This is a genomic window from Polaribacter sp. R77954 (assembly GCF_044595335.1).
In the GTDB taxonomy this organism is placed as follows: Bacteria; Bacteroidota; Bacteroidia; order Flavobacteriales; family Flavobacteriaceae; genus Polaribacter.
Genome location: NZ_CP138992.1, coordinates 2,598,473 through 2,620,341 on the forward strand (window position 1 = coordinate 2,598,473; position 21,869 = coordinate 2,620,341).

Annotated in this window: 17 protein-coding genes; 8 read left to right on the top strand and 9 right to left on the bottom strand. The window is 29.5% G+C overall.

Going from position 1 to position 21,869, the window contains the following annotated elements; genetic code table 11:
- Positions 1-6: 6 nt before the first annotated feature.
- The gene (locus SJY27_RS11335; protein ID WP_397444956.1) at positions 7-729 is read right to left on the bottom strand and encodes a polyprenol monophosphomannose synthase; all 723 of its coding nucleotides are present in this window, start codon (positions 727-729) and stop codon (positions 7-9) included.
- 82 nt (positions 730-811) lie between these two features.
- Here SJY27_RS11335 and SJY27_RS11340 point away from each other — a divergent pair, with 82 nt between their 5' ends.
- The gene (locus SJY27_RS11340) at positions 812-1,453 is read left to right on the top strand and encodes a DUF4271 domain-containing protein (RefSeq protein ID WP_397444957.1); all 642 of its coding nucleotides are present in this window, start codon (positions 812-814) and stop codon (positions 1,451-1,453) included.
- 18 nt (positions 1,454-1,471) lie between these two features.
- Entirely contained in the window at positions 1,472-2,218 is a 747-nt protein-coding gene (locus SJY27_RS11345; RefSeq protein WP_397444958.1) for a uroporphyrinogen-III synthase, read from the top strand.
- A gap of 75 nt (positions 2,219-2,293) precedes the next feature.
- On the opposite strand, the gene radA is transcribed toward SJY27_RS11345, so the two are convergent.
- The 4 genes from radA to panC form a co-directional block, all read right to left on the bottom strand.
- Positions 2,294-3,655, bottom strand: a complete 1,362-nt coding sequence (gene radA / locus SJY27_RS11350; protein ID WP_397444959.1) for a DNA repair protein RadA — start codon at positions 3,653-3,655, stop codon at positions 2,294-2,296.
- 338 nt (positions 3,656-3,993) lie between these two features.
- On the bottom strand, positions 3,994-4,938 hold the full coding sequence (locus SJY27_RS11355; RefSeq protein ID WP_397444960.1) for a YbhN family protein: 945 nt from the start codon (positions 4,936-4,938) through the stop codon (positions 3,994-3,996).
- 2 nt (positions 4,939-4,940) lie between these two features.
- Entirely contained in the window at positions 4,941-5,291 is a 351-nt protein-coding gene (panD, locus tag SJY27_RS11360) for an aspartate 1-decarboxylase (protein WP_026776382.1), read from the bottom strand.
- A gap of 33 nt (positions 5,292-5,324) precedes the next feature.
- Entirely contained in the window at positions 5,325-6,167 is an 843-nt protein-coding gene (gene panC, locus SJY27_RS11365; RefSeq protein ID WP_397444961.1) for a pantoate--beta-alanine ligase, read from the bottom strand.
- A gap of 96 nt (positions 6,168-6,263) precedes the next feature.
- On the opposite strand from panC, the gene SJY27_RS11370 reads away from it, so the two are divergent.
- From SJY27_RS11370 to glmS, 3 genes are all read left to right on the top strand, one after another.
- The gene (locus tag SJY27_RS11370) at positions 6,264-7,073 is read left to right on the top strand and encodes a glycogen/starch synthase (RefSeq protein ID WP_397444962.1); all 810 of its coding nucleotides are present in this window, start codon (positions 6,264-6,266) and stop codon (positions 7,071-7,073) included.
- A gap of 67 nt (positions 7,074-7,140) precedes the next feature.
- Complete coding sequence (locus SJY27_RS11375; protein WP_397444963.1) at positions 7,141-8,664, top strand: DUF4270 domain-containing protein; 1,524 nt, start codon at positions 7,141-7,143, stop codon at positions 8,662-8,664.
- Positions 8,665-8,687: 23 nt separating this feature from the next.
- Positions 8,688-10,544 carry a glutamine--fructose-6-phosphate transaminase (isomerizing) gene (glmS, locus tag SJY27_RS11380; RefSeq protein ID WP_397444964.1) on the top strand — a complete coding sequence of 619 codons (1,857 nt, stop codon included), beginning with the start codon at positions 8,688-8,690 and terminating at the stop codon, positions 10,542-10,544.
- 80 nt (positions 10,545-10,624) lie between these two features.
- Here the strand turns inward: glmS and SJY27_RS11385 are convergent, their stop codons facing one another.
- The 3 genes from SJY27_RS11385 to SJY27_RS11395 all read right to left on the bottom strand — a co-directional run bounded on the left by SJY27_RS11385 (position 10,625) and on the right by SJY27_RS11395 (position 12,678).
- On the bottom strand, positions 10,625-11,368 hold the full coding sequence (locus SJY27_RS11385; RefSeq protein ID WP_397444965.1) for an energy transducer TonB: 744 nt from the start codon (positions 11,366-11,368) through the stop codon (positions 10,625-10,627).
- Between the two features lie 115 nt (positions 11,369-11,483).
- Positions 11,484-12,089: an FAD-dependent oxidoreductase gene (locus SJY27_RS11390; RefSeq protein ID WP_397444966.1), complete on the bottom strand. Its 606-nt coding sequence runs from the start codon at positions 12,087-12,089 to the stop codon at positions 11,484-11,486.
- A 1-nt stretch (position 12,090) separates the two neighbouring features.
- Positions 12,091-12,678: a MarC family protein gene (locus tag SJY27_RS11395; protein ID WP_397444967.1), complete on the bottom strand. Its 588-nt coding sequence runs from the start codon at positions 12,676-12,678 to the stop codon at positions 12,091-12,093.
- 88 nt (positions 12,679-12,766) lie between these two features.
- On the opposite strand from SJY27_RS11395, the gene SJY27_RS11400 reads away from it, so the two are divergent.
- Positions 12,767-13,348 (top strand): DUF3109 family protein, encoded by a 582-nt coding sequence (locus SJY27_RS11400; protein WP_397444968.1) that lies wholly within the window; start codon positions 12,767-12,769, stop codon positions 13,346-13,348.
- On the opposite strand, the gene SJY27_RS11405 is transcribed toward SJY27_RS11400, so the two are convergent.
- Positions 13,328-14,788, bottom strand: coding sequence for a histidine kinase (locus SJY27_RS11405; protein ID WP_397444969.1), 1,461 nt, complete (start codon positions 14,786-14,788; stop codon positions 13,328-13,330). The two genes, SJY27_RS11400 and SJY27_RS11405, sit on opposite strands and share 21 nt — an antisense overlap.
- Before the next feature lie 310 nt (positions 14,789-15,098).
- Between SJY27_RS11405 and SJY27_RS11410 the strand changes: the two genes are divergently transcribed.
- Both SJY27_RS11410 and SJY27_RS11415 read left to right on the top strand, forming a co-directional pair.
- Complete coding sequence (locus SJY27_RS11410; protein WP_397444970.1) at positions 15,099-16,490, top strand: hypothetical protein; 1,392 nt, start codon at positions 15,099-15,101, stop codon at positions 16,488-16,490.
- A gap of 13 nt (positions 16,491-16,503) precedes the next feature.
- The gene (locus tag SJY27_RS11415; protein ID WP_397444971.1) at positions 16,504-21,666 is read left to right on the top strand and encodes a leucine-rich repeat protein; all 5,163 of its coding nucleotides are present in this window, start codon (positions 16,504-16,506) and stop codon (positions 21,664-21,666) included.
- Positions 21,667-21,869: the final 203 nt, after the last annotated feature.

Here is a 21,869-nt window from a genome sequence, read left to right on the forward strand (position 1 = left end):
TTACTGCTATTTTGGTAATCCTTTTAACCTCATTTTTATTACACCAAAAAGTGCTTCAGAAATAATGTTTCCGCTCATTTTTGATGCACCTAAATCTCTATCTGTAAAAATTACAGAAACTTCTTTAATTTTAAATTTATGTTTCCAAGCTTTAAATTTCATTTCAATTTGAAAAGCATAACCTATAAATTTTATTTTATCTAATTGTATGGTTTCTAAAACTTGGCGTTTCCAACACACAAAACCAGCTGTAGTATCAAAAATTGGAATTCTTGTGATAAGACGTACATATCTAGAAGCAAAGTAAGACAGCAATAAACGTTTAATATCCCAATTTACCACATTAACTTGATTGTTTACATATCTTGACCCTACAGAAACATCTGCACCTTGATTAGAACAGGCATCATACAATCTTATTAAATCTTCTGGATTGTGAGAAAAATCTGCATCCATCTCTATAATATAATTGTATTTTTTTGACAAAGCCCACTTAAAACCATGAATATATGCAGTACCTAAACCATTTTTTCCTTGTCTTTTTTCTATAAATAATTGATTGGGAAATTCACGCATTAATTGGGCTACAATAGCTGCAGTACCATCAGGAGAATTATCATCAACAATAAGAATATGAAATGCTTTTTTTTGGCTAAATATTGCTCTAATTATGGCTTCAATATTTTCTTTTTCGTTGTAAGTAGGAATAATTACTAAAGCGTCTGACATAAATTAATTTTCAGTAGAAAGTAAGCAAATATACATTATTTAATCACTAATTTTGTACGAATCATTTATAAATAAAAGTTAATTGCAAGCCGTTGATAAAATAGTACAAACTAATGATTGGGTAACCCTATTGTTCTTAATCTTATTTTCTGGTATTGTAGTGTTAAAATTAATGAACCCTAAAAAAGTAAAAGAAAATTTTTTTGCTTTTTTTAGGTTTACAATTATTGAAGATGAAGACCTAGAAGGAGTATCTTTTTTTAAAGGGTTTCAACTTTTAATTTTTATGTTTTCTGTTTTGGTGTTTTCTTTTTTAGTATATCAATTTAAACTGTATAAATTACCACAAACAAAAACAGGTTTAACAGTATTTTTATCAATATTGGCATATGTGCTGCTTTATTTTATTGCAAAAAGAATTTTAGAGTACGCTTTATTGTTGTTGTTTGTGATAAAAAATAGAATACAATTTTTTGTGTATTTGAAGAATAGCTATTTATATAGTGTTTCCTTTTTGTTATACATTGCTTTAATTTTATTTGAATACGCAGCTTTAGGTAAACAATACCTATTAATTTTTGCAGTTTTTTTATTTGTTTTAAGATATGTGTTTTTAATTGCAAGAAATAAAAAGCTGATTTTTAATAAGTTGTTTTATTTTATTTTGTATATTTGCGCCCTCGAAATAGCACCGCTATTTGTAGCTTTTAAATTGATGTTTTAAATACAAAATACAAAGCGTATGAAAGTGAAAACGATATTGGTTTCCCAGCCAGCACCAAAGACAGAAACATCTCCATATTTTGACTTGTCTGATAAACAGAAGGTTAAAATAGATTTTCGATCTTTTATTCACGTAGAAGGAATACCTGTAAAGGAGGTAAGAGCAGAAAAAATTGATTTGTCTAAGTTTACTGCCATTATTTTAACAAGTAGAAATGCCGTAGATCATTTTTTTAGAATTGCCGAAGAAATGCGTTTTAAGGTGCCAGATGCTATGAAATATTTCTGCCAATCTGAAGCTGTAGCCTATTATTTACAAAAATATGTAGTGTATAGAAAGCGTAAAATTTATGTTGGTAATCGTACTTTTACAGACTTAACAAAGTTAATTAAAAAGCACAAAACCGAAAAGTTTTTACTGCCATCTTCAGATAAATTAAAACCTTCTATACCTGAAGAGCTAGATAAGTTAGGGGTGACTTGGAAGAGAGTAGACTTATACAGAACAGTAGTTAGTGACTTGTCTGATTTAGAAGATGTATTTTACGATGTTTTGGTGTTTTTTAGCCCTTCAGGAATAGAGTCTTTATTTAAAAACTTTCCGAATTTTAAGCAAAACCAAACTAGAATTGCTGCATTTGGTAATTCTACAGTAAAAGCGGTAACAGAAGCTGGCTTAAAGTGTGATATTGTAGCACCATCTAAAGAAACACCTTCTATGACTATGGCTTTAGATAAATATATTAAAGAGGTTAATAAGAAGTAAGTTCTTATATTAATTTTATAAGATTGATAAAAAACCAAGCAGAAATGCTTGGTTTTTTATTGATATAAGTTTTTCTTACGCAAACAACGTAGCAAAAGCTTCTTCAATCTTTCCAACCAAAATCAAACGAATGGAATGATTTTTTGATGAAATTTTATTGTATTTTGATGCTACAAAACTTTTATAACCTAGTTTTTCTGCTTCTAAAATCCGTTGATCAATTTTTGATACAGGTCTAATTTCACCAGCCAAACCAACCTCTGCAGCAAAACACACATTAGGGTTAATGGCAATATCTTGGTTGGATGATAATATTGCAGCAACCACAGCCAAATCAATGGCAGGGTCATCTACATTTATGCCTCCTGTAATGTTTAAAAACACATCTTTTGCCCCTAATTTAAAACCTGCTCTTTTTTCTAGAACAGCTAAAATCATATTTAATCTTTTTAAATTATAACCTGTTGTTGAGCGTTGTGGAGTTCCGTAAACTGCTGTAGAAACCAAAGCTTGAATTTCTATCATTAAAGGTCTAATTCCTTCTAAAGTACTTGCAATTGCGGTTCCGCTTAAATCTGCATCTTTTTTAGAAATTAAAATTTCTGACGGATTAGAAATTTCGCGTAAACCATTAGACAGCATTTCATAAATCCCTAATTCTGATGTAGAACCAAATCTATTTTTCTGACTTCTTAAAATTCTATAGGTATGATTTCTATCGCCTTCAAACTGTAGGACAACATCAACCATATGTTCTAAAATTTTTGGGCCTGCAATATTTCCTTCTTTGTTGATGTGACCAATTAACAAAACAGGAGTTGCAGTTTCTTTGGCAAATTTTATTAATTCTGCACTGGTTTCTCTAATTTGAGAAATACTTCCTGGAGAAGCTTCAATAGAATTTGTATGTAAGGTTTGTATAGAATCGATTACTAAAACTTCAGGAGCTGTAGCTTCTATATTTTTAAAGATTTGTTGTGTATTGGTTTCTGTTAAAATCAAGCAATTGGAGTTTTCAGCATCCAAACGTTCTGCTCTCATTTTTATTTGAGATTGGCTTTCTTCGCCAGAAACATACAATACTTTTTGACTGATGTTTAAAGCAACTTGCAATAATAAAGTTGATTTTCCAATTCCAGGTTCACCGCCTAAAAGTGTTACAGAACCTTTTACCAAACCACCACCTAAAACTGTATCTAATTCGTTGTTGTTGGTGATGACTCTTTCTTCTGGATTTAGAACAATATCTGCAATTTTTAATGGTTTGTTTGCATTTTGCTTGGCTGTTGTAGATTGTTTCCAAATACGTTTTTCTTCTTTTTGGATTACTTCTTCTACAATAGTATTCCATTCTTTACAAGCACCACATTGGCCCACCCATTTTGCGTGTTGTGTGCCACAATTCTGACAGAAAAAAGTTGTTTTGGTTTTGGCCATTTTTATTAGAGTTGCAAAGTTTAAAAGGCGTAAAGTTACAAAGTAAAGTTAGATTATAAATATCTATTTTTTACATCTTGCTATTCTAGAAATATATAAAAGAAAGTTGACCTTTCAGGTTTTAAAAACCTGAAGGGTCTTGCATATTGAAAGGTTTTTAGCCCTTAAATTAAAAAAGTTCTTCGGATTTTTTATAAGCTAGCAAGTACTTGCGTTAGCGATTGAACGACCTGTTTGAGCTCTTTTTATTTGGTAAAATAAAAAAGCGAGTAGTGAAAGCGCGACCTTTAGGGAACGCCCAACTTCTCGATAAAATTTTAAAAAAAGATTATTCGAAATTATTTATTTTTATTTAAAACTGGAAGTAGTACAAATGCAAGTCCTCCAAAAACGATAATCATAGCAGTTTGTGCGGTCCACATAATCCAACCAAAAGCGGTTGCAGGTTCTGTTGGAATATTAAATAACGCCAAAGCTCCAGCCACAGCAATTGGGTATAAACCAATGCCACCATTTGTGGCAGCAATAGAAAATCCGCCAGCAATAAAGCCGATTAAAATTCCGCCAAAAGGAACGTTTAAATCTTCAATAGCAGGTATTGTTGCCCAAAACATTGCCACATACATTACCCAAATAAAAATGGTGTGAAAAATAAATGCCCATTTATTTTTCATTTTAAAAATGCTTGTAACGCCTTCTATTAAACCCGTAACAAAGGTTTTAATTTTTAATAAAAACCCAGATTCTGCTTTTTTTACAAAGGATGAAAACACAAAGAAACCTACAATTAAAATGGCTAAACCAATGATAATTTTTGTTGGATCGAAGTTGTTGGTTAACAGATTGTAAATAAAATCGAATTGCACAAAAAGTGTAATGGCAACAATAGAAAGCATCATTATTAAATCTGCAATTCGTTCTGCTACGATGGTTCCAAAACCTTTTTCGAAAGGAATATCTTCATAATTTGCCATTACTGTTGCTCTAGATATTTCTCCAGCTCTTGGTAAGGCTAAATTTACCAAATACCCAACCAAAACTGCTAAAACACTGTTGGTAAATTTTGGTTGAAAACCTAAGGGTTCTAACATAAACTTCCATCTATAGGCTCTAGAAAGATGGCTTAAAATACCGAAAAATAACCCAAGGAAAATCCAACCATAATTGGCTTCTTTAAAATATTGCCCTAAGGTTTCAAGAGAAATATCAGATAAAGAATACCAAACTAAAAAACCTCCCAAAGCGAGAGGTAATGTGGTTTTTAAAACTTTTTTAATATTCAAAATTAGGTAAGTGTATTGTCTTTTTCGTTTGGAAAAACAAGTTGAGGTTTAAATTTTTTAGCCTCTTCTAATTCCATAAAAGCATAAACGATTAATATTAATACATCACCAACAGCTACCAAACGAGAAGCAGCCCCATTTAAAGTAATTTCTCCACTTTTTCGAGGTCCTGGAATTGCATACGTTTCTAAACGATTGCCATTGTTGTTGTTTACAATCTGCACACGTTCTCCTTCAATAATTCCTGCAGCATCCATTAAGTCTTCATCAATGGTAATGCTACCTATGTAATTTAAATCGGCACCTGTAACTTTTACACGATGGATTTTAGATTTTACTACTTGTACTAACATTTTGCAAAAATACTATTTTTTTAATTACAAATTTTATAAACGAATGTTATCGATCAATCTAATATCACCTGCAAAAACAGCAATAAAAGCCCTGTATTTTTTGTTAGATTCTTTAATTTTTATGGTTTCTAATGATTTTTCGTCAGCAATAGTAAAATATTCTAAAACCAAATTAGGGTGTTTTTTAAACTTTTTTGCTACCCATTCTGTAACTGAAGCACTGCTTTCTTTTTTAAATTTCTTTTTTGCTTTTTTTAAGGTTTTGTAGATAAAAGGAGCCGCTATTCTGTGAGTTACCGATAATCTTGAATTTCTAGAGCTCATAGCCAAACCATCATCCTCTCTAAATATTTTACAACCTCTTATTTTTATAGGTAAACGATAATTTTTCACCATTTTTTTGATGATTTGTAACTGCTGAAAATCTTTTTGTCCAAAATACGCGTTGTCTGGTGCTACAATTTCGAACAACGTTTTAACAATTGTGCCTACACCATTAAAATGACCCTCTCTAAATTTACCTTCCATTTGATGTTCTAAACCACTAAAATCAAACGTTTCAGAAACGGTGTTTTCTCCATAAATTTCTTCAACTGAAGGGTGAAAAAGCACATTGCAAGAAACACTATTCAATAAATGAACATCATCATCAAAAGTTTTAGGATAATTTACTAAATCTTCTTTCTTATCAAATTGAGTTGGGTTTACAAAAATGCTAACCACAACAATATCATTTTTTTGTTGTGCCTTTTTTATTAAAGACAAATGCCCTTGATGTAAAGCACCCATAGTTGGTACAAAACCAATTTTTTTATTTTGCGCTTTTAAGGCAGATAGATAAACTTTTAGAGGTTGCTTTTCAGTAAAAATGTTCATAGTAAAAGGCTGTATAATGGATGCAAACTTACCATTTTAACACCATATTAGCATAAAAATTTGTACTTTTGCATTTTTATAAAAGAGTTTGATTTAATGAAGGACAAGAGAATTTTATTCGTATCATCAGAAGTTGTTCCCTACTTACCAGAAACAGAACTTTCTTCCACAGCATTTACTTCCGCTAAAAATGCACATTCTAAAGGAGTTCAAACCCGTATTTTTATGCCAAGATTTGGTGTTATTAATGAAAGAAGACACCAATTGCATGAGGTAATTCGTTTATCTGGGATGAATTTAGTAGTTAATGATGTAGATATGCCATTAATCATAAAAGTTGCATCTATTCCTAAAGAAAGAATGCAAGTGTACTTTATTGATAACGAAGAATATTTTAAAAGAAAAGCAGTTTTTACTGATGAAGACGATCAGTTATTTCCAGACAATGATGAAAGAGCTATTTTCTTTGCAAAAGGTGTTGTAGAAACTGTAAAAAAATTAAATTGGGCACCAGACGTAATTCATATTCATGGATGGATGGCTTCTTTATTACCACTTTATTTAAGAGAATTTTATAAAGAAGAGCCATTGTTTACTGAAAGTAAAATTGTTACTTCGCTTTACAATAGTGGTTTTAAAGGTGATTTAAGCGCAGATTTGGCTGATAAAGTAAAATTTGATCTTAACACATCTGATAAAATTGCTACGATAGCTGCACCAAGTCATATTAATATTTTGAAAAGTGCAATCGAAAATTCTGACGCAATTATTCACGGTAGTGAAATTATTGATGAGGAGTTAAGTTCTTTTATAGAAGAACAAGAAATGCCTGTTTTAGAATATCAATCAGAGCATTTAAAGGAATCTTATTTGAATTTTTATGCTGATTTAATTGCAGCAGAGTAATTGTTTATTGAAAGTGAAAAAAAATATTAAGCGAAGCCTATACTTAGGTGTTTTTATATGCCTATCAATGGCAGTCTTATCTTGTGAAGAAGACTTTACAAACATAGATTCTAGTGTATTAACCAATACAAAGTTTACTACAAGTTCTACTTTGGAATATATTACTGCTAAAAATAGTCCTTTAGAAAGGGTTCAGTCAGATAACATTTCAAGACGATTAGGGCAATATCTTTTGGGTGTTTACGCAAGTTCTGATTATGAAAAGCTAGAAGCATCTATTGTTTCTCAAGTGGCCATTACTACTGGCTTACAAGTTATTGATGATGAAAATATTTACGGTGCAGACACCACAGTAGTTACTAAAATGGATACTGTATTTTTAAAGATACCTTACCAAGTATCGTTAAATGATGATGGAGACGCTTATGTGTTAGATTCTATTATCGGAGATCCAACCAAGGCTTTTAATTTAAATATTTATAGATCAAATACTTATTTAAATGTTTATAATCCAGAAGATCCTTCAAAAATAAATCGTTTTTATTCTAATGATGTTTTTGAAAAAATAGGAGACAGACTAAATGTTGATGCAGATTTTCCATTAATACCTAGCGTAAATGATACAACCTTAATTGTAAAAAGAAAATTATTTGACGATAGTATCGCTACAACAGATACTGTAGAAATCTTTAGCTCTGCAATAAGTACTTTAAAAATTCCTTTTATAAGAATTCCTTTAGATGAAGATAAGTTTAAAGAACTTTTTTTAGATAAATTAGAATCTTCAGAATTTGAATCACAAGACGCTTTTAATAATTATTTTAGAGGGCTAATTATAGAAGCAACTGGTACAGAGGGTTCTTTAATTTCTTTTAATTTTAATAATACGAATACCGATTTAAATCCTTCAATAGAAGCTTACTATACAAATACAGTTTTAAAATCGGGTAGTATAGTTTTAGATACAATTACAAAAAACAACTCCTTTCCTTTATCAGGTTTTAGAGTAAATACGTTTGCTATGGATGATAAAGTGTATCCTGATAATGATGAAATTATTATTCAAGGAACTGCAGGGAGTGAAGGTACAATTACGTTATTTGATGAAGATAAAATAAAAGAGTTAAGAGATAGAAACCTATTAATTAACGATGCTTCTTTAATTCTTTACATCAACCAATCTGCAGATACAGCTCACGTTCCTGATAGATTATACCTCTATCAAGATAATACTGGCGTTAATGCTGGTTTTGGACAAATTAAAGATAGTTATAGAGAACAACTCTTTTTTGGAGGTGAGTTGCAAAGAGATGCAAATGGAACAATAGAAAAATACACGTTTAGAATTACCAAACATGTATCAGATTTGTTAAGTGGTGAATCGAATTATTCACCTAATTTTAAATTAAAAGCATTTAATATTACAGATTTTCCAAGTTCTATACCCTTACCAAACACAGTAAGTGCAACAGATACAATTTTTAATAATTTTAGCTGGAATCCTAAAGCTGTAACGCTTTTTAATAGTACAACTGCAAATACTGCAAAAAAAGCGGTTTTAAAAATATCATATTCAGAAGATAATAATTAACTTCACACGATAAAACAAATATTATGTGCGGAATATCAGCCTATATTGGTTATAGAGAAGCTTATCCAATTGTAATTAATGGTTTAAAAAGACTAGAATATAGAGGTTACGACAGTGCTGGAGTAATGATTTATGATGGTGAGCAAATGCAACTTTCTAAAACTAAAGGAAAAGTTTCTGATTTAGAATTAATTACAGACAGTGATGAAAAAAGAAAAGTAGGTAACATTGGTATAGGTCATACACGTTGGGCAACGCATGGTGTGCCAAATGATATAAACTCTCATCCTCATACATCAAATTCTGGAAATTTAGTGATTGTACACAATGGTATTATCGAAAATTATGATACCATAAAAACAGAACTAATTTCTAGAGGTTATACTTTTAAAAGCGATACAGATACAGAAGTTTTAATAAACCTTATAGAAGAAGTTAAAGAAACTGAAGGTTGTAAGTTAGGGCAAGCTGTTCAATTGGCATTAACTAATGTAGTTGGGGCCTATGCCATTGCTGTTTTTGATAAAAATAGGCCTAATGAAATTATTGTGGCACGTTTAGGAAGCCCAATAGCTATTGGAGTTGGCAAAGACGAAAAAGAGTTTTTTGTAGCTTCAGATGCATCACCTTTTGTAGAGTATACCAAAAATGCTATTTATTTAGATGATGAAGAAATGGCAATCATAAAATTAGGTAAAGGTGTAAAAGTGCATAAAATAATTGACGATTCTAAGGTAGATCCTACAGTTCAAAAACTCCAAATGAGTCTAGATCAAATAGAAAAAGGAGGCTATGATCACTTTATGCTTAAGGAAATTCATGAGCAACCTAAGGCAATAACAGATACGTTTAGGGGCAGAATGCTTCCGCAAGAAAATCTTATAAAAATGTCTAGTGTTGAAGATCATTTAGACAAATTTTTAAATGCAAATAGAATTATTATTGTTGCTTGTGGTACCTCTTGGCATGCAGGTTTAGTGGGCGAGTATCTTTTCGAAGAAATGGCTAGAATACCAGTTGAGGTTGAATATGCATCAGAATTTAGATATAGAAACCCCATAATTACCAATAAAGATGTGGTTATTGCTATTTCGCAATCTGGTGAAACAGCAGATACCTTAGCAGCTATTAAATTGGCAAAATCTAAAGGAGCTTTTGTTTTTGGTATATGTAATGTTGTAGGATCGTCAATTGCAAGAGAAACCCATTCAGGAGCTTATACACATGCAGGCCCAGAGATTGGTGTTGCATCTACCAAAGCATTTACAACGCAAATTACAGTATTAATTTTAATGGCTTTAAAATTAGGAAGAGCCAATAAATCTTTAGCAGATCATACTTTTGAAAATTATATTCATAAAATGCAATTGATACCTAGGCAGGTAGAAAAGCTTTTAGATATAGATGAACACGTAAAAAATATTGCCTCCGTATATAAAGATGCACCAAATTGCTTGTATTTAGGAAGAGGATTTAATTTTCCTGTAGCCTTAGAAGGTGCCTTGAAGTTGAAAGAAATTTCTTACATCCATGCAGAAGGATATCCTGCAGCAGAGATGAAACATGGGCCTATTGCATTAATTGATGAAAATATGCCAATTTTTGTAATTGCAACAAACAAAGGACATTATGAAAAAGTGGTTAGCAATATTCAAGAAATTAAGTCTAGGGCTGGAAAAATTATAGCTATTGTTACTGAAGGAGATACTCAAGTAAAAGCAATTGCAGATCATATTATAGAAATACCAGACACAGAAGAAGCTTTAACCCCATTGTTAACTACAATCCCTCTTCAGTTACTTTCTTATCATATAGCTGTATTGTTGGGTAAAAATGTAGATCAACCAAGAAATTTAGCAAAATCTGTTACAGTAGAGTAACTTTAACATCATATTTTTAAAACAAAAAGTCTAGCTCTTAAAAGCTAGACTTTTTGTTTTAAAATTGCTTATAAACCTTACTACATAACAACTTCAAAAGTTACAGGAATACTGTAGGTAACTCCTACAGCTATACCATGTTGTTTCCCAGGTGTCATTTTAGGTAAAGATTTTGTTACTTGTACAACCTCTTGCTCTAAAGTTGGGTGTGGACCTCGTGCTTTAACATTGGTTATATTACCAGTTTTATCTACAGTAAAAACAACATAAATACTCTTTCTTCCAGAGGTTAAACCAAGTTCACTACCTAAATTAGCATTAAAGTTTTTACCAAAATGTTTAGCAACTTTTTTAGTAAAACATTTTTTTAATTGCTCATTGTTGCCTTTACAACCAGGATATACAGGCACATTTTGAATCATCATAAAAGGAACATCTTCTACAATAGTTTCTTCTTCTGCAACTTCAACTATATCGTCTGTAGTAACATCTGCATCAGTAATGGCCTCATTTTCGTCGGTTTCTGTAGATTCTATGATGGTTTCTGGAATGTCAACATCATCCTTAACTACTTCTAATTTTTCAATTGAAGGTGGAGGAGGAGTTTTCATTTGAGTTGGTTTAATTTTAATTACCTTAACAATAGGAATATCTTCTGTCATTTCAGCAACTAAAACAACAGTTTCTAGTTCTCCATACGTTTTTTCGTATGTTTTGTGCTCCATAAAAACATAAATGACAAATAGTGTAAGAACAATACCTATTTGAAAGAAAATTTTGCTAAAATTTTCGAGCTGAAGACGAGGGTTTTTTTTGATTTCCATCTTATAATCCTTTTAAAATTTATAAAATATTTATTTCAGAAATTATGGAATTCTTAGTAATTCGATTTCTTATTATAAAATTATAAATAAAAAGGCATTTAAAATATGATTTCCGTCATAATTTGTCATGAACTTTAGTGTGATTTCCATCATTCCAAAGGGTTAAAATATCTGTAGCTACAGATGCTCCACTGCCAGCTGCAATTGCAAATTGACTTCTATGTCCTGCTATTGTACCACAGCAATACAATCCTTTTTCAATAAAATGGTCTTTATTTTTAAGCTGGATTCTATTTTTAGCAGTATTCGTTTTCTGGTGAGGAATTAAATATTCATCTAAACCCTCTATAGTAAAAGGTTTTGAATAATTTAAGGCAAGTACTACAACCTTAGATTGATATATATTTTTGTTTGTTTTTATTAAATATGTTGTATCAATTTTATCAACAGCAATTACTTTTTCTTTTTCAATTTGATGAATATCAGTATATAAAGTGGTTAATTGTGTTTTTCCATCATTTAAAATATCCTTACCAAGGGTTTTAGCAGATAAACCTAAAACATTATTAAAAAGCGCATTTTCTAAATGTGATGCTTTTTGATGTAAAACAATTCCGATATTTTTATTAGCAGCAAACGCTTTGCTTGTAGCAGAGCCTAAAACCAATGCACATTGCATTCCAGCTACACCACCACCAATAATTAAACAATCAAAAATCATTTTAAACAAATAACATTTTTATATTTTGGGCAAATAACTTTACAGAAATAGCCAATAAAATTACCCCAAATACTTTACGAATTATTTGAATACCAGCTGCACCCAACAAACGCTCTATTTTAGAGGAAGTTTTAAGTACAAGATATAAAAAAATAATGTTTAAAATAACAGCAACAATAATATTTTGTATTGCAAATTCTGCTCTTAAAGATAATAATGTAGTTAAACTTCCTGGGCCAGCTATTAAAGGGAAAGCAATAGGAAACACAGCAGCAGTTAACGAGGCGTTAGAATCACTATCATCTTTATAAAGTGTAATTCCTAAAACCATTTCTAAGGCTATAAAAAACAGTACAAAAGACCCAGCCACTGCAAAAGAATTTACATCTATACCAATTAAGCTTAATAAGCTTTGCCCCACAAATAGAAAAAGCACCATAATAAAGCCTGCAATTAAAGAGGCTTTTTCAGATTGAATATGACCAACTTTTTTGCGTAAATCTATAATTATCGGAATGTTTCCAATAATATCTATAACTGCAAATAATACCATAAAAGCAGTTAATATTTCTTTGAAATCGAAAACCATTTTTATTTTTTAAATTTTTTGCAAAAGTAGTTAACTATTTTTACGAAAATGAAAAAAAATCAGAAATAAATATTCTTATTTTTGCGATATGTTTCAGTTAGGAAAAACCATAGTTTCGGAAGACATTATAGAAAAAGATTTTGTCTGTAATTTATCGGCCTGTAAAGGGGCTTGTTGTATTGATGGAGAGGCAGGAGCGCCTCTAGAAAAAGAAGAAACCAAGATTTTAGAGGAAATTTATCCCAAGGTAAAACCATTTTTAAGAAAAAAAGGGATAGAAGCTATAGAAAAACAAGGGGCTTGGGTTACGAATGAATGGGGTGAATTGGAAACCCCATTAATTAATGGAGCAGATTGTGCTTATGTTATTTTTGATGAAAAAAATACTGCACTTTGTGGGATTGAAGAAGCTTATAATCAAGGTGAAATAGGTTGGAAAAAACCAATTTCTTGTCACCTATATCCAATTCGAGTTAAGGATTATAGTGAGTTTTCGGCTGTAAATTACCATAAATGGGAAATTTGTGACGACGCCTGTTCTTTAGGAAAAGAATTACAAGTGCCTGTTTATAAGTTTGTAAAGCAAGCTTTAATTCGTAAATTTGGGGAAGATTGGTATGCTGAGTTGGAAAAGGTTGCAGAGAAACACTTAAACCAAAGGGATAGTTAAGATTACCTTAGTGCCAACTATATTTTTTTGATCGTTCAAAACATCTTCATAAATTAATGAAAAATTATTTTTGTAGTTTTTTACAAAATTATGGAGTCTTTTTTTGGTGAGGTTAATCCCAATAGATTTTCGGTTGATAGATTTTTCTGATTTTATTTTAGCAGCAGCTTCTCTTCCAATTCCATTATCTTCTATAATGATTTTAACAAAATTTTGACCGATTTTATCAACATATAAACGTACTTTTTTATTCTTTTTTTTTGATGATAAACCATGCCATAAAGAATTTTCTAAAAAAGGCTGAAAAACTAACGGCGGTACTTTTATAGTTTCTAAGTTAATATTTTCTTTAGTAATTATTTGAAAATCAATTTCATTAGAAAAACGAATATTTTCGATATTCATATATAAAGCCATTGTTTCTAACTCGTTATTTAAGCTCGTTTCTTTTTGGCTTGAAGCTTCAAGTATTATGCGAATTAGTTTTGAAAACTTATTTAAATAATAAGTTGCATTTTTTCTTTCATTATTAATAATATAGAGCTTAATAGAGTTTAAAGCATTAAAAATAAAATGAGGGTTCATTTGGTTTTTAAGCGTTATTAGTTTTAAATCGTTAATCTCTTCTTCTAATTTTTTTTGCGCTTTTAAAACTTCTAATTTTTCTTTTAAATCAATATTTATTTTTTCTTTTAAGTTTTTATTTTCTTTAAGTTTTAAAATTAGCGCATTTTTTGCCTCATCTCTTTCTACCAAAATTATTTTTTGCCTTAACCCAAGCCCTAAAGAAAAGAATATATTTTCTATAACTATACCGATATAAAAAATCAGAAAACCAATTTCAGAATTCTCTGTAAATAATTTTAATTCTATTATTGATATCGTTAAAATAGAAGAGAGAAACAGTACAAATGAGCCTATTAAAATATATATTTTCGTTTTTTCTGGTGTTTTGTAAACGAGATAAAAACAATAAAGTGTTAAGGAAATAATGATTGGCATATAAACTAACAAATAGGTCTTTAATAAAAATGTTTTATCATCAAAAAACACAGCAATAATAAAACCAATAATACCCAACCCTAATAGAAATAGTAGAATATATTTAATGATTTTTGTTTGTCTTTTATGGTGTTGCTGAAAATTTAAAAAGCTAAAAACAAAATAATAATATACTATGTTATAGAGCCAGACCCAAAACTCGTGCGTTAATGAAAAGAAATTCTCTAAAGGTTTGCTAATTACGTCTAAAAAATCGTTTTTGGTAAAAGTAAAATAGGCAATAAAAAGTAAAAGTGTATAAGTTGCGTAAAATAGGTGTGTTTTACTTTTATGTTGAAAATACGATAGAAAATTATAAACGGTTAACAAAAAAATAATTCCTAATACAAATAATAATATTCCATTTTTATGCGGTGATGTGAAAACGAAATCTATCAAAATTATTTTTATATAATGAGTTAAAGATAAGCTTAAAAAAATATTGTCTTTTTATTTTCTCAAGTCAACTATTTGCATTGGCCATAAAACATTCAATTCAGAACTTCAAAATTTCTTTCCACTTTACTCGAGAAATGTATGTATTGTATGTTTTTAAGTATACTTAGTATTTTTTTGTGGGTAAGTGGTTAATAATTAAGATTTAAAACTAAAAACCATCTATACAAAATTGCTTACCAAGTATACAAATAAATATAAAATATATTGAGATTATAACATATTTGTAGTAAATACTTAAAATCTGTTGACTATGAAGGTTAAAAAAATACTTTGTTGTGTGTTGTTTTTTGGAATAGTAGCTACATCTAATGCTCAGTTATGGAAAAAACTAAAGAAAAAAGCACAAGAAAAAATATCTAAAGCTGAAGATAAGCTATTAGATAAATTGGATAAAAAAACAGATAATGTAATTGATAGTACTTTAAATGGTAAAAGTAAAAACACAAAAGAGCCATTAAATAAAGGTGGATTAACATCTTATGGTTCTGCATCTATAAATCATTCTAATACCTACCCAAATATTAAAATTGATAATGTAAGCAAAGCTAAAGTAAATAAAACAGGGAGTGAATTTAAAATAAAAGGGAATTGGGGTTCAACCAGTGCAGATGTATTTGATGGTTATAGCATTACTTTAAAAAACACTACGCTTGAAGAGTTAAAAATGGGAAAATCATTTCAAATTCCAGAAGAAGCAGATTTTTATATAGGTTATGATCCTTTGTTAGACGAGAGGAAAAATAGAAAAGAAAATTGGAAAGGAGCTTTTGAAAATAGACCAGAAAACGGATCGATAACAGTAAGGTTTATTAAGGATCAAAGTTTATCAGTTTCTTTTTCTGTTAATGGTAAATTGAGTAAATATATAGAAACAAATAGTCAATTAGAAGAGGGTTATTACGATAAAAAACCAATGTCTATTGACGGTTCTGTAACTTCAAGTAATCCAGAATATACGATTACAAAAGAAAGAAAAAATCAGCAAAACAATGCTTCCAATACCATTTCTGAAGATGAAAAAATGGAAATGCTACAAAAAGTATCGCCAACCATCAACATTCCATCTACATTTAGTTTTAATAAAAGCCTCGAAGTAAAAATGATAGATGAAAGAGGTGATGCACAAATTGTGGAATTTTTAACTGGTATTTATCCAGATATATATGCAATGTCTATAGCACCTAAAGAAATGCAAGGCCAACAAATGTTAGTCGTAAATACGCCTAATGCTGCAACTATGTTTATGGATATGGGTGGAATGAAAATTAAAAAATCTACATCTTTAGACCAAATGGGAAGCCAATTTAATATGGAAGAGAATTTGCCAGAAGATGGTGATTATGTCTACAAAAAAACAGGTAACACTAAAACTATTATCGGTTATTTATGCGAAGAATATAAGGTAGATTTCGACTATACAAATTCTAAAGGAAGTTTATCTTTTTGGGTTTCTAAAGATTTTCCAATTCAAAATAAAGCCATACCAATGTTGGGTATGACTTTAAACAATCCTTATTTTTCTGGTTTTGTGTTAGAAATGAATACCATTCAAAATAACAAGAAATTTACAATAGAAGTTACAAATTTATCTTCTAAAAATGTATCTATTAATACAAATGAATATAAGAAAATGGGATTTTAAAAAGGAAATAATTATGAAAACTAAACTATTATTACTCGCTTTTTGTATTTTTTTAGGAGCTTTACAAGCACAAGATTTTACGATTAATTCTGTAAACTACACTGTAATAGATGCAACAAATAATTATGTAACTGTAGCAAGAAATGCAGGTTTTGCAGGTAATTTAACATTACCATCTACTGTAGATTATACAGAAAATGGATCAACAATAACCTATACTGTAACTAAAATAAACGCACAAGCATTTCAATCTACAAGTATAACAAGCATAACAATACCAAATTCTGTAACAGTTATAGGGGAGCAAGCTTTTTCTTATTGTAGTGCTTTAACAAATATCTCTTTACCAAATTCAATTACAACGATTCCAGAACAGTTTTTAAGAGGTAGTAAAGCTATAGAAAGTATTGTTATTCCTAACTCTGTAACTTCAATTGAAGACACTGCTTTTTTTGAATGTAGTAAGTTAAAAACAATAACTCTTTCTTCTATTTTAGAGGATATTGGCGTTTATTCTTTTTCTGAAACAGCTATTGAAAGTATAGAATTACCAAATACATTAACAACTTTAGGTAGTTTTGCATTTATATCTTGTACAAACTTAAAAAGTATTGTGATACCTAATTCAGTAACAAATATTGGGAATAACACATTTCAATATTGCACTTCTTTATCAAGCATTTCGTTACCAAATACAATTGTAAGAACAGGATCTAATACTTTTGAAGGTACAGCAATAAAGAGTATTGTACTTCCAGCATCTTTAACTAGAATAGACAATTATGCTTTTAAAGGCTGTTCAGAATTATCGGCTATAACACTTCCAGAAAGTGTTAATTCTTTAGGTATTGGTGCATTTGAAAATTCAAGTAAATTAGCAACTATTAATATTCCACAAAATGTAACTTTTTTTAATACTGGAGTTTTTAGAGGTACAGGCTTTACAAGTTTTACAATACCAGAACACGTTACGACTATTAACTCTGGCGTTTTACAAAATTGTAAAAATTTAACCAGTTTTACCTTTCCAGAACATTTATTAGAAGTTCCACAAACTATTTTAAAAGGATGTTCAAATTTAACAAATGTTACTATTCCAGATCATTATACAAATATTTCTAATGGTGCTTTTGAAGCTTGCTCAAGTTTACAAAGCATAAAATTGCCTTCTTCTTTATCTAGTTTTGGGTTAGATAGCAGCTCATTTAGGTATTGTAGTAGTTTAAAAGAAATAAATATACCAGAAAGTGTTACTCGAATTCCTTCTTATCTATTTGGAAGTTGTACATCATTAGAAAACATAATACTACCAGACAATGTATCAACTATAAACAATAATGCTTTTGATGGTTGTACAGGTCTAAAAAATATTTCTTTTCCTAAAAATTTAGTAACTTTTCAAGGTCAGGTTTTTAGAAACTGTTCTAGTTTAACAGATATTTCATTGCCATTAAATGTAGCATCTTTAAGCAATTCTGTTTTTGAAGGTTGTACCAATTTGAAAAATGTTAATCTAGAATCAAACATTACCAATTTGGGCAATAACACATTTAAAGACTGTACAAATCTTGCTAAAGTAACTGTAAATTGGCAAAATCCACTAGCTATTAGTGCAACAGTTTTTGAAAATGTAGCCATAGAAAACGTAGAACTTAAAGTACCAAATAGTACAGCTTCTTTATATCAAAACACAGCAGTTTGGCAAGATTTTGGAACTTTTACAGAAGATGATTTTGTGCCAAATGATAATTTGGTTGTAAATGGAAGCGCAGAAATAACTCCAATTTTAGAAAATGGCTGGACACAAGTTTCTGGAAATTGGACAGGACTCACTGCTACATCTGCACAAGATGGGAATAATATTTTCTTTGCAGGAGCTAATTCATCTGCAGAATTATACCAAGATATAGACGTATCTTCTTTTACAGGCGATATTGATGCAGGTATTCAAAAGTTTTATTTTAGTGTACATCTAAAATCATTTAATTCATTTCCTTTTGATAAATCTCAGGTTATTTTAGAGTATAGAGATAGCCAAGAAAATATATTGGAAACGTATGATACTGAGCTTTCAGAAAATGTAAATTGGTTTCAATATCAAGATACACGTATAGCGCCTGTAGGTACAAAAACGATAAGAATAAAACTTTTTTCTTATAGAGTAAATGGCTCTAATAATGATGGTTATATAGATAATGTTGTGTTTAGAAACGAAGGTTTAGATGTGGTTGATATTCCTGATGCTAATTTTGAACAATATTTATTAGATACATCTATAGATACAGATGGTGTTTTAAATGGACAAGTATTTAGAAAAGATATCATAAATGTAGAAAGTTTAGATATTAGAAGCAAAAACATTACAGATTTAACAGGTATAGAAAGTTTTACAGCACTTAAAACTTTAAATGCAACAAATAATAATATTGCTACTATAGATGTAACTAATCATCAACTTTTAGAAACGTTGTTGGTTAGTCAAAATCAATTAACTAATATTGATTTATCACAAAATATAAATTTAAAGAATGTAAATTTTAGTAACAATCAATTTACAGGTTTTGACTTTAATGAAAACGTGAATCTAGAATCGATAAACTTTAGAAATAATACAATTTCTGCAATAGATTTTAGCACAAATATAATGTTGAAAGAATTATATATTGATAATAGTGAACTACAAAACATAGAAGTTTCTATGCTAACAGAATTAGAAATATTATGGTGTTTTAATAATCTAATTACAGGATTGGATGTAAGTAATAATACAAAATTGAAATCTTTAGATTGCAGTGATAACCAAATATCAGTATTAAATATTGATAAAAATGTTGCTTTAACATCATTAATGATTAGTAGAAATCAGCTTACAAATTTAAAACTTTTAAATAATGCAAGTTTAACTACTTTAAATTGCGAGCAAAATAGCATTACATATTTAGATGTATCTGAAAATGAGTTCTTATCAGAAATTAAATGTAATGATAATGCATTAATTGGTTTAAATATCGCAAACGGAAACAATGCAATAATTACAAATTCAAACTTTTCTGCGTTTGCAAATCCAAATTTATTCTGTGTTAATGTAGATGATGAAGATTATAGTAGAAACAATTGGAATCAAATAGATATGCAAACTGAATTTAGCACAGAATGCCCTGAGTTGGTAGCAATTCCAGATTCTAATTTTGAAACTTATTTGGAATCTATTAACGTTGGTAATGGAGTTAATGGAGATGGTTATGTATTTAAAGCACCTATTGAAGCATTAACTTCATTAAGTATAGCCTCTAAAAACATTAATGATACTTCAGGAATTGAATATTTTACAAGTCTTACTTTTTTAGATGTTGCAGATAATGAGTTAACCCAAATTGATCTTAGTAAAAATATTTTATTAGAGACTTTTTTAGCAGATTTAAATCAATTTACGAGTTTTAACTTTACTCAAAACACAAAACTAAAAACAATTGAAGCTAGAAATAATCTACTAACAACATTAGATTTAAGTACTTTGATAGGTTTAGAAAGATTAGAATTAGAATCTAACGAAATAGTTACCTTAGATTTAGCTTCGAACTCAAAAATATCAATATTAGATTTAAAGAATAATCAATTAGAAAATTTAGATTTAAGTAATCAGCCCGAGCTTGTAATTTTTGAGGCGAATAATAATTTATTACGATTTATCAATTTAAAAAATACAGCAAACCCAACAGTTACTACTTTAAACACAACAAACAATCCAAATTTAACGTGTATTGAAGTTCTTAATGTAGATTATTTTGAGGCTATAGCTCTAGCCATAGATGCACAAACTAAATTTTATGAAAATTGTCCCTCAACAACAGCAATTCCAGATAACAATTTTGAAGCTTATTTAGAGTCTATAAACGTTGGAAATGGAATTGTAGGAGACAATTTAGTGCTCACAGAAGCCATTGCAGCACTAACTATTTTAAATGTGGAATCTCAAAACATTACAGATTTAACGGGTATTAGTCATTTTACAAATCTTATAGATTTAAGCGTAAAAAATAATAACCTAAGTCAAATTGATATTAGCCAAAACAAACAGTTAGAGGTTATCAATTTAGAAAATAATGAATTATCAAACATCGATTTTTCAAATAATTTTAGTTTAAAAAACGTTAATGTTGGCGATAATCAAATTACTGCTTTAGATGTTTATTTTTTAACAGATTTAGAATCTTTACAATGTTATAAAAACCAAATTACGACAATAAATTTAGTTTCTAATACTAAACTTTTAGCCTTTGTAGCAAATGAAAATCAGTTACAAATTGTTGATGTAAGAGCTAATACCAATTTAGTTTGGTTAGATGTAGATGATAATGATTTGGTAAGTTTAACTGTTAAAAATCATAATAATACAAAAATCACACAATTTAGCGCAACTGGTAATTCCAATTTAACGTGTATAGAGGTAGATGATGTTGGTTATAGCGAAACCAACTGGACACAAAAAGATGTAACAGCAATTTTTTCTGCAGATTGTGCACCAGCAAATGACGATTGTTCTTTTGCAATTCCTTTAGTTTTTGGTCAAGAAACACCTGGAGATATCAATAGTGGCACGTTTACAAATGCAACAGACTGTGTTGCAGGGCCAATTATTGCAGATGTTTGGTATACTATCACTGTACCAGAAACTGGAGAGTTTAGTATTGAAGGTGGAGGTTTTGGTGGTCTTTTAAAGTTTGCAATTTATGAATCTTGTACTAGCAATTCTGCGTTAACTTGTGGTCTAAATATATCTTTAACTAATTTAACGCCTGGAGATGTATATTATTTAAAAGTGTGGATGGAAGGAGAAATTTCTAACAAAAGTGCAGCTATAAATTCTGAATTTGGTACGTTTACTTTAACTGCCAATAACACCAGTGTTTTATCTGTTGATAGTGTTAACGAAGAAACTCCGATTTTAATGATATTTCCAAATCCAGCAAAAGAAATTGTTTCTATTTATTTATCTAATAATATTAAAATAGAACAAGTTGAGGTTTATAGTATTTTAGGCGATAAAGTAAAAAGTGAAAAATATATAGATAAATCTAAGATAACCTTTAATGTTTCTAACTTATCTGCAGGAATTTACTTTATAAGAGCCAAAACAACCAAAGGAATTTTATCTAAAAAGTTAATCATTAAATAGTAAAATAAGAGAAGAAAAAGAGTAAATAGCAGCTGTTACTTTAGTGGAATTTTTAAAACCACTTTAGTGCCAGTTGCTTTTTCATTTTCTATTAAATCTTTATAGGTTATGGAATAATTGGTGTAGGATTTTTCACAAAGTTGCTTAAACCAAATTCCTAATGAAAATCTATGTACAGATCTATCAGATTTTATTTTAATTGA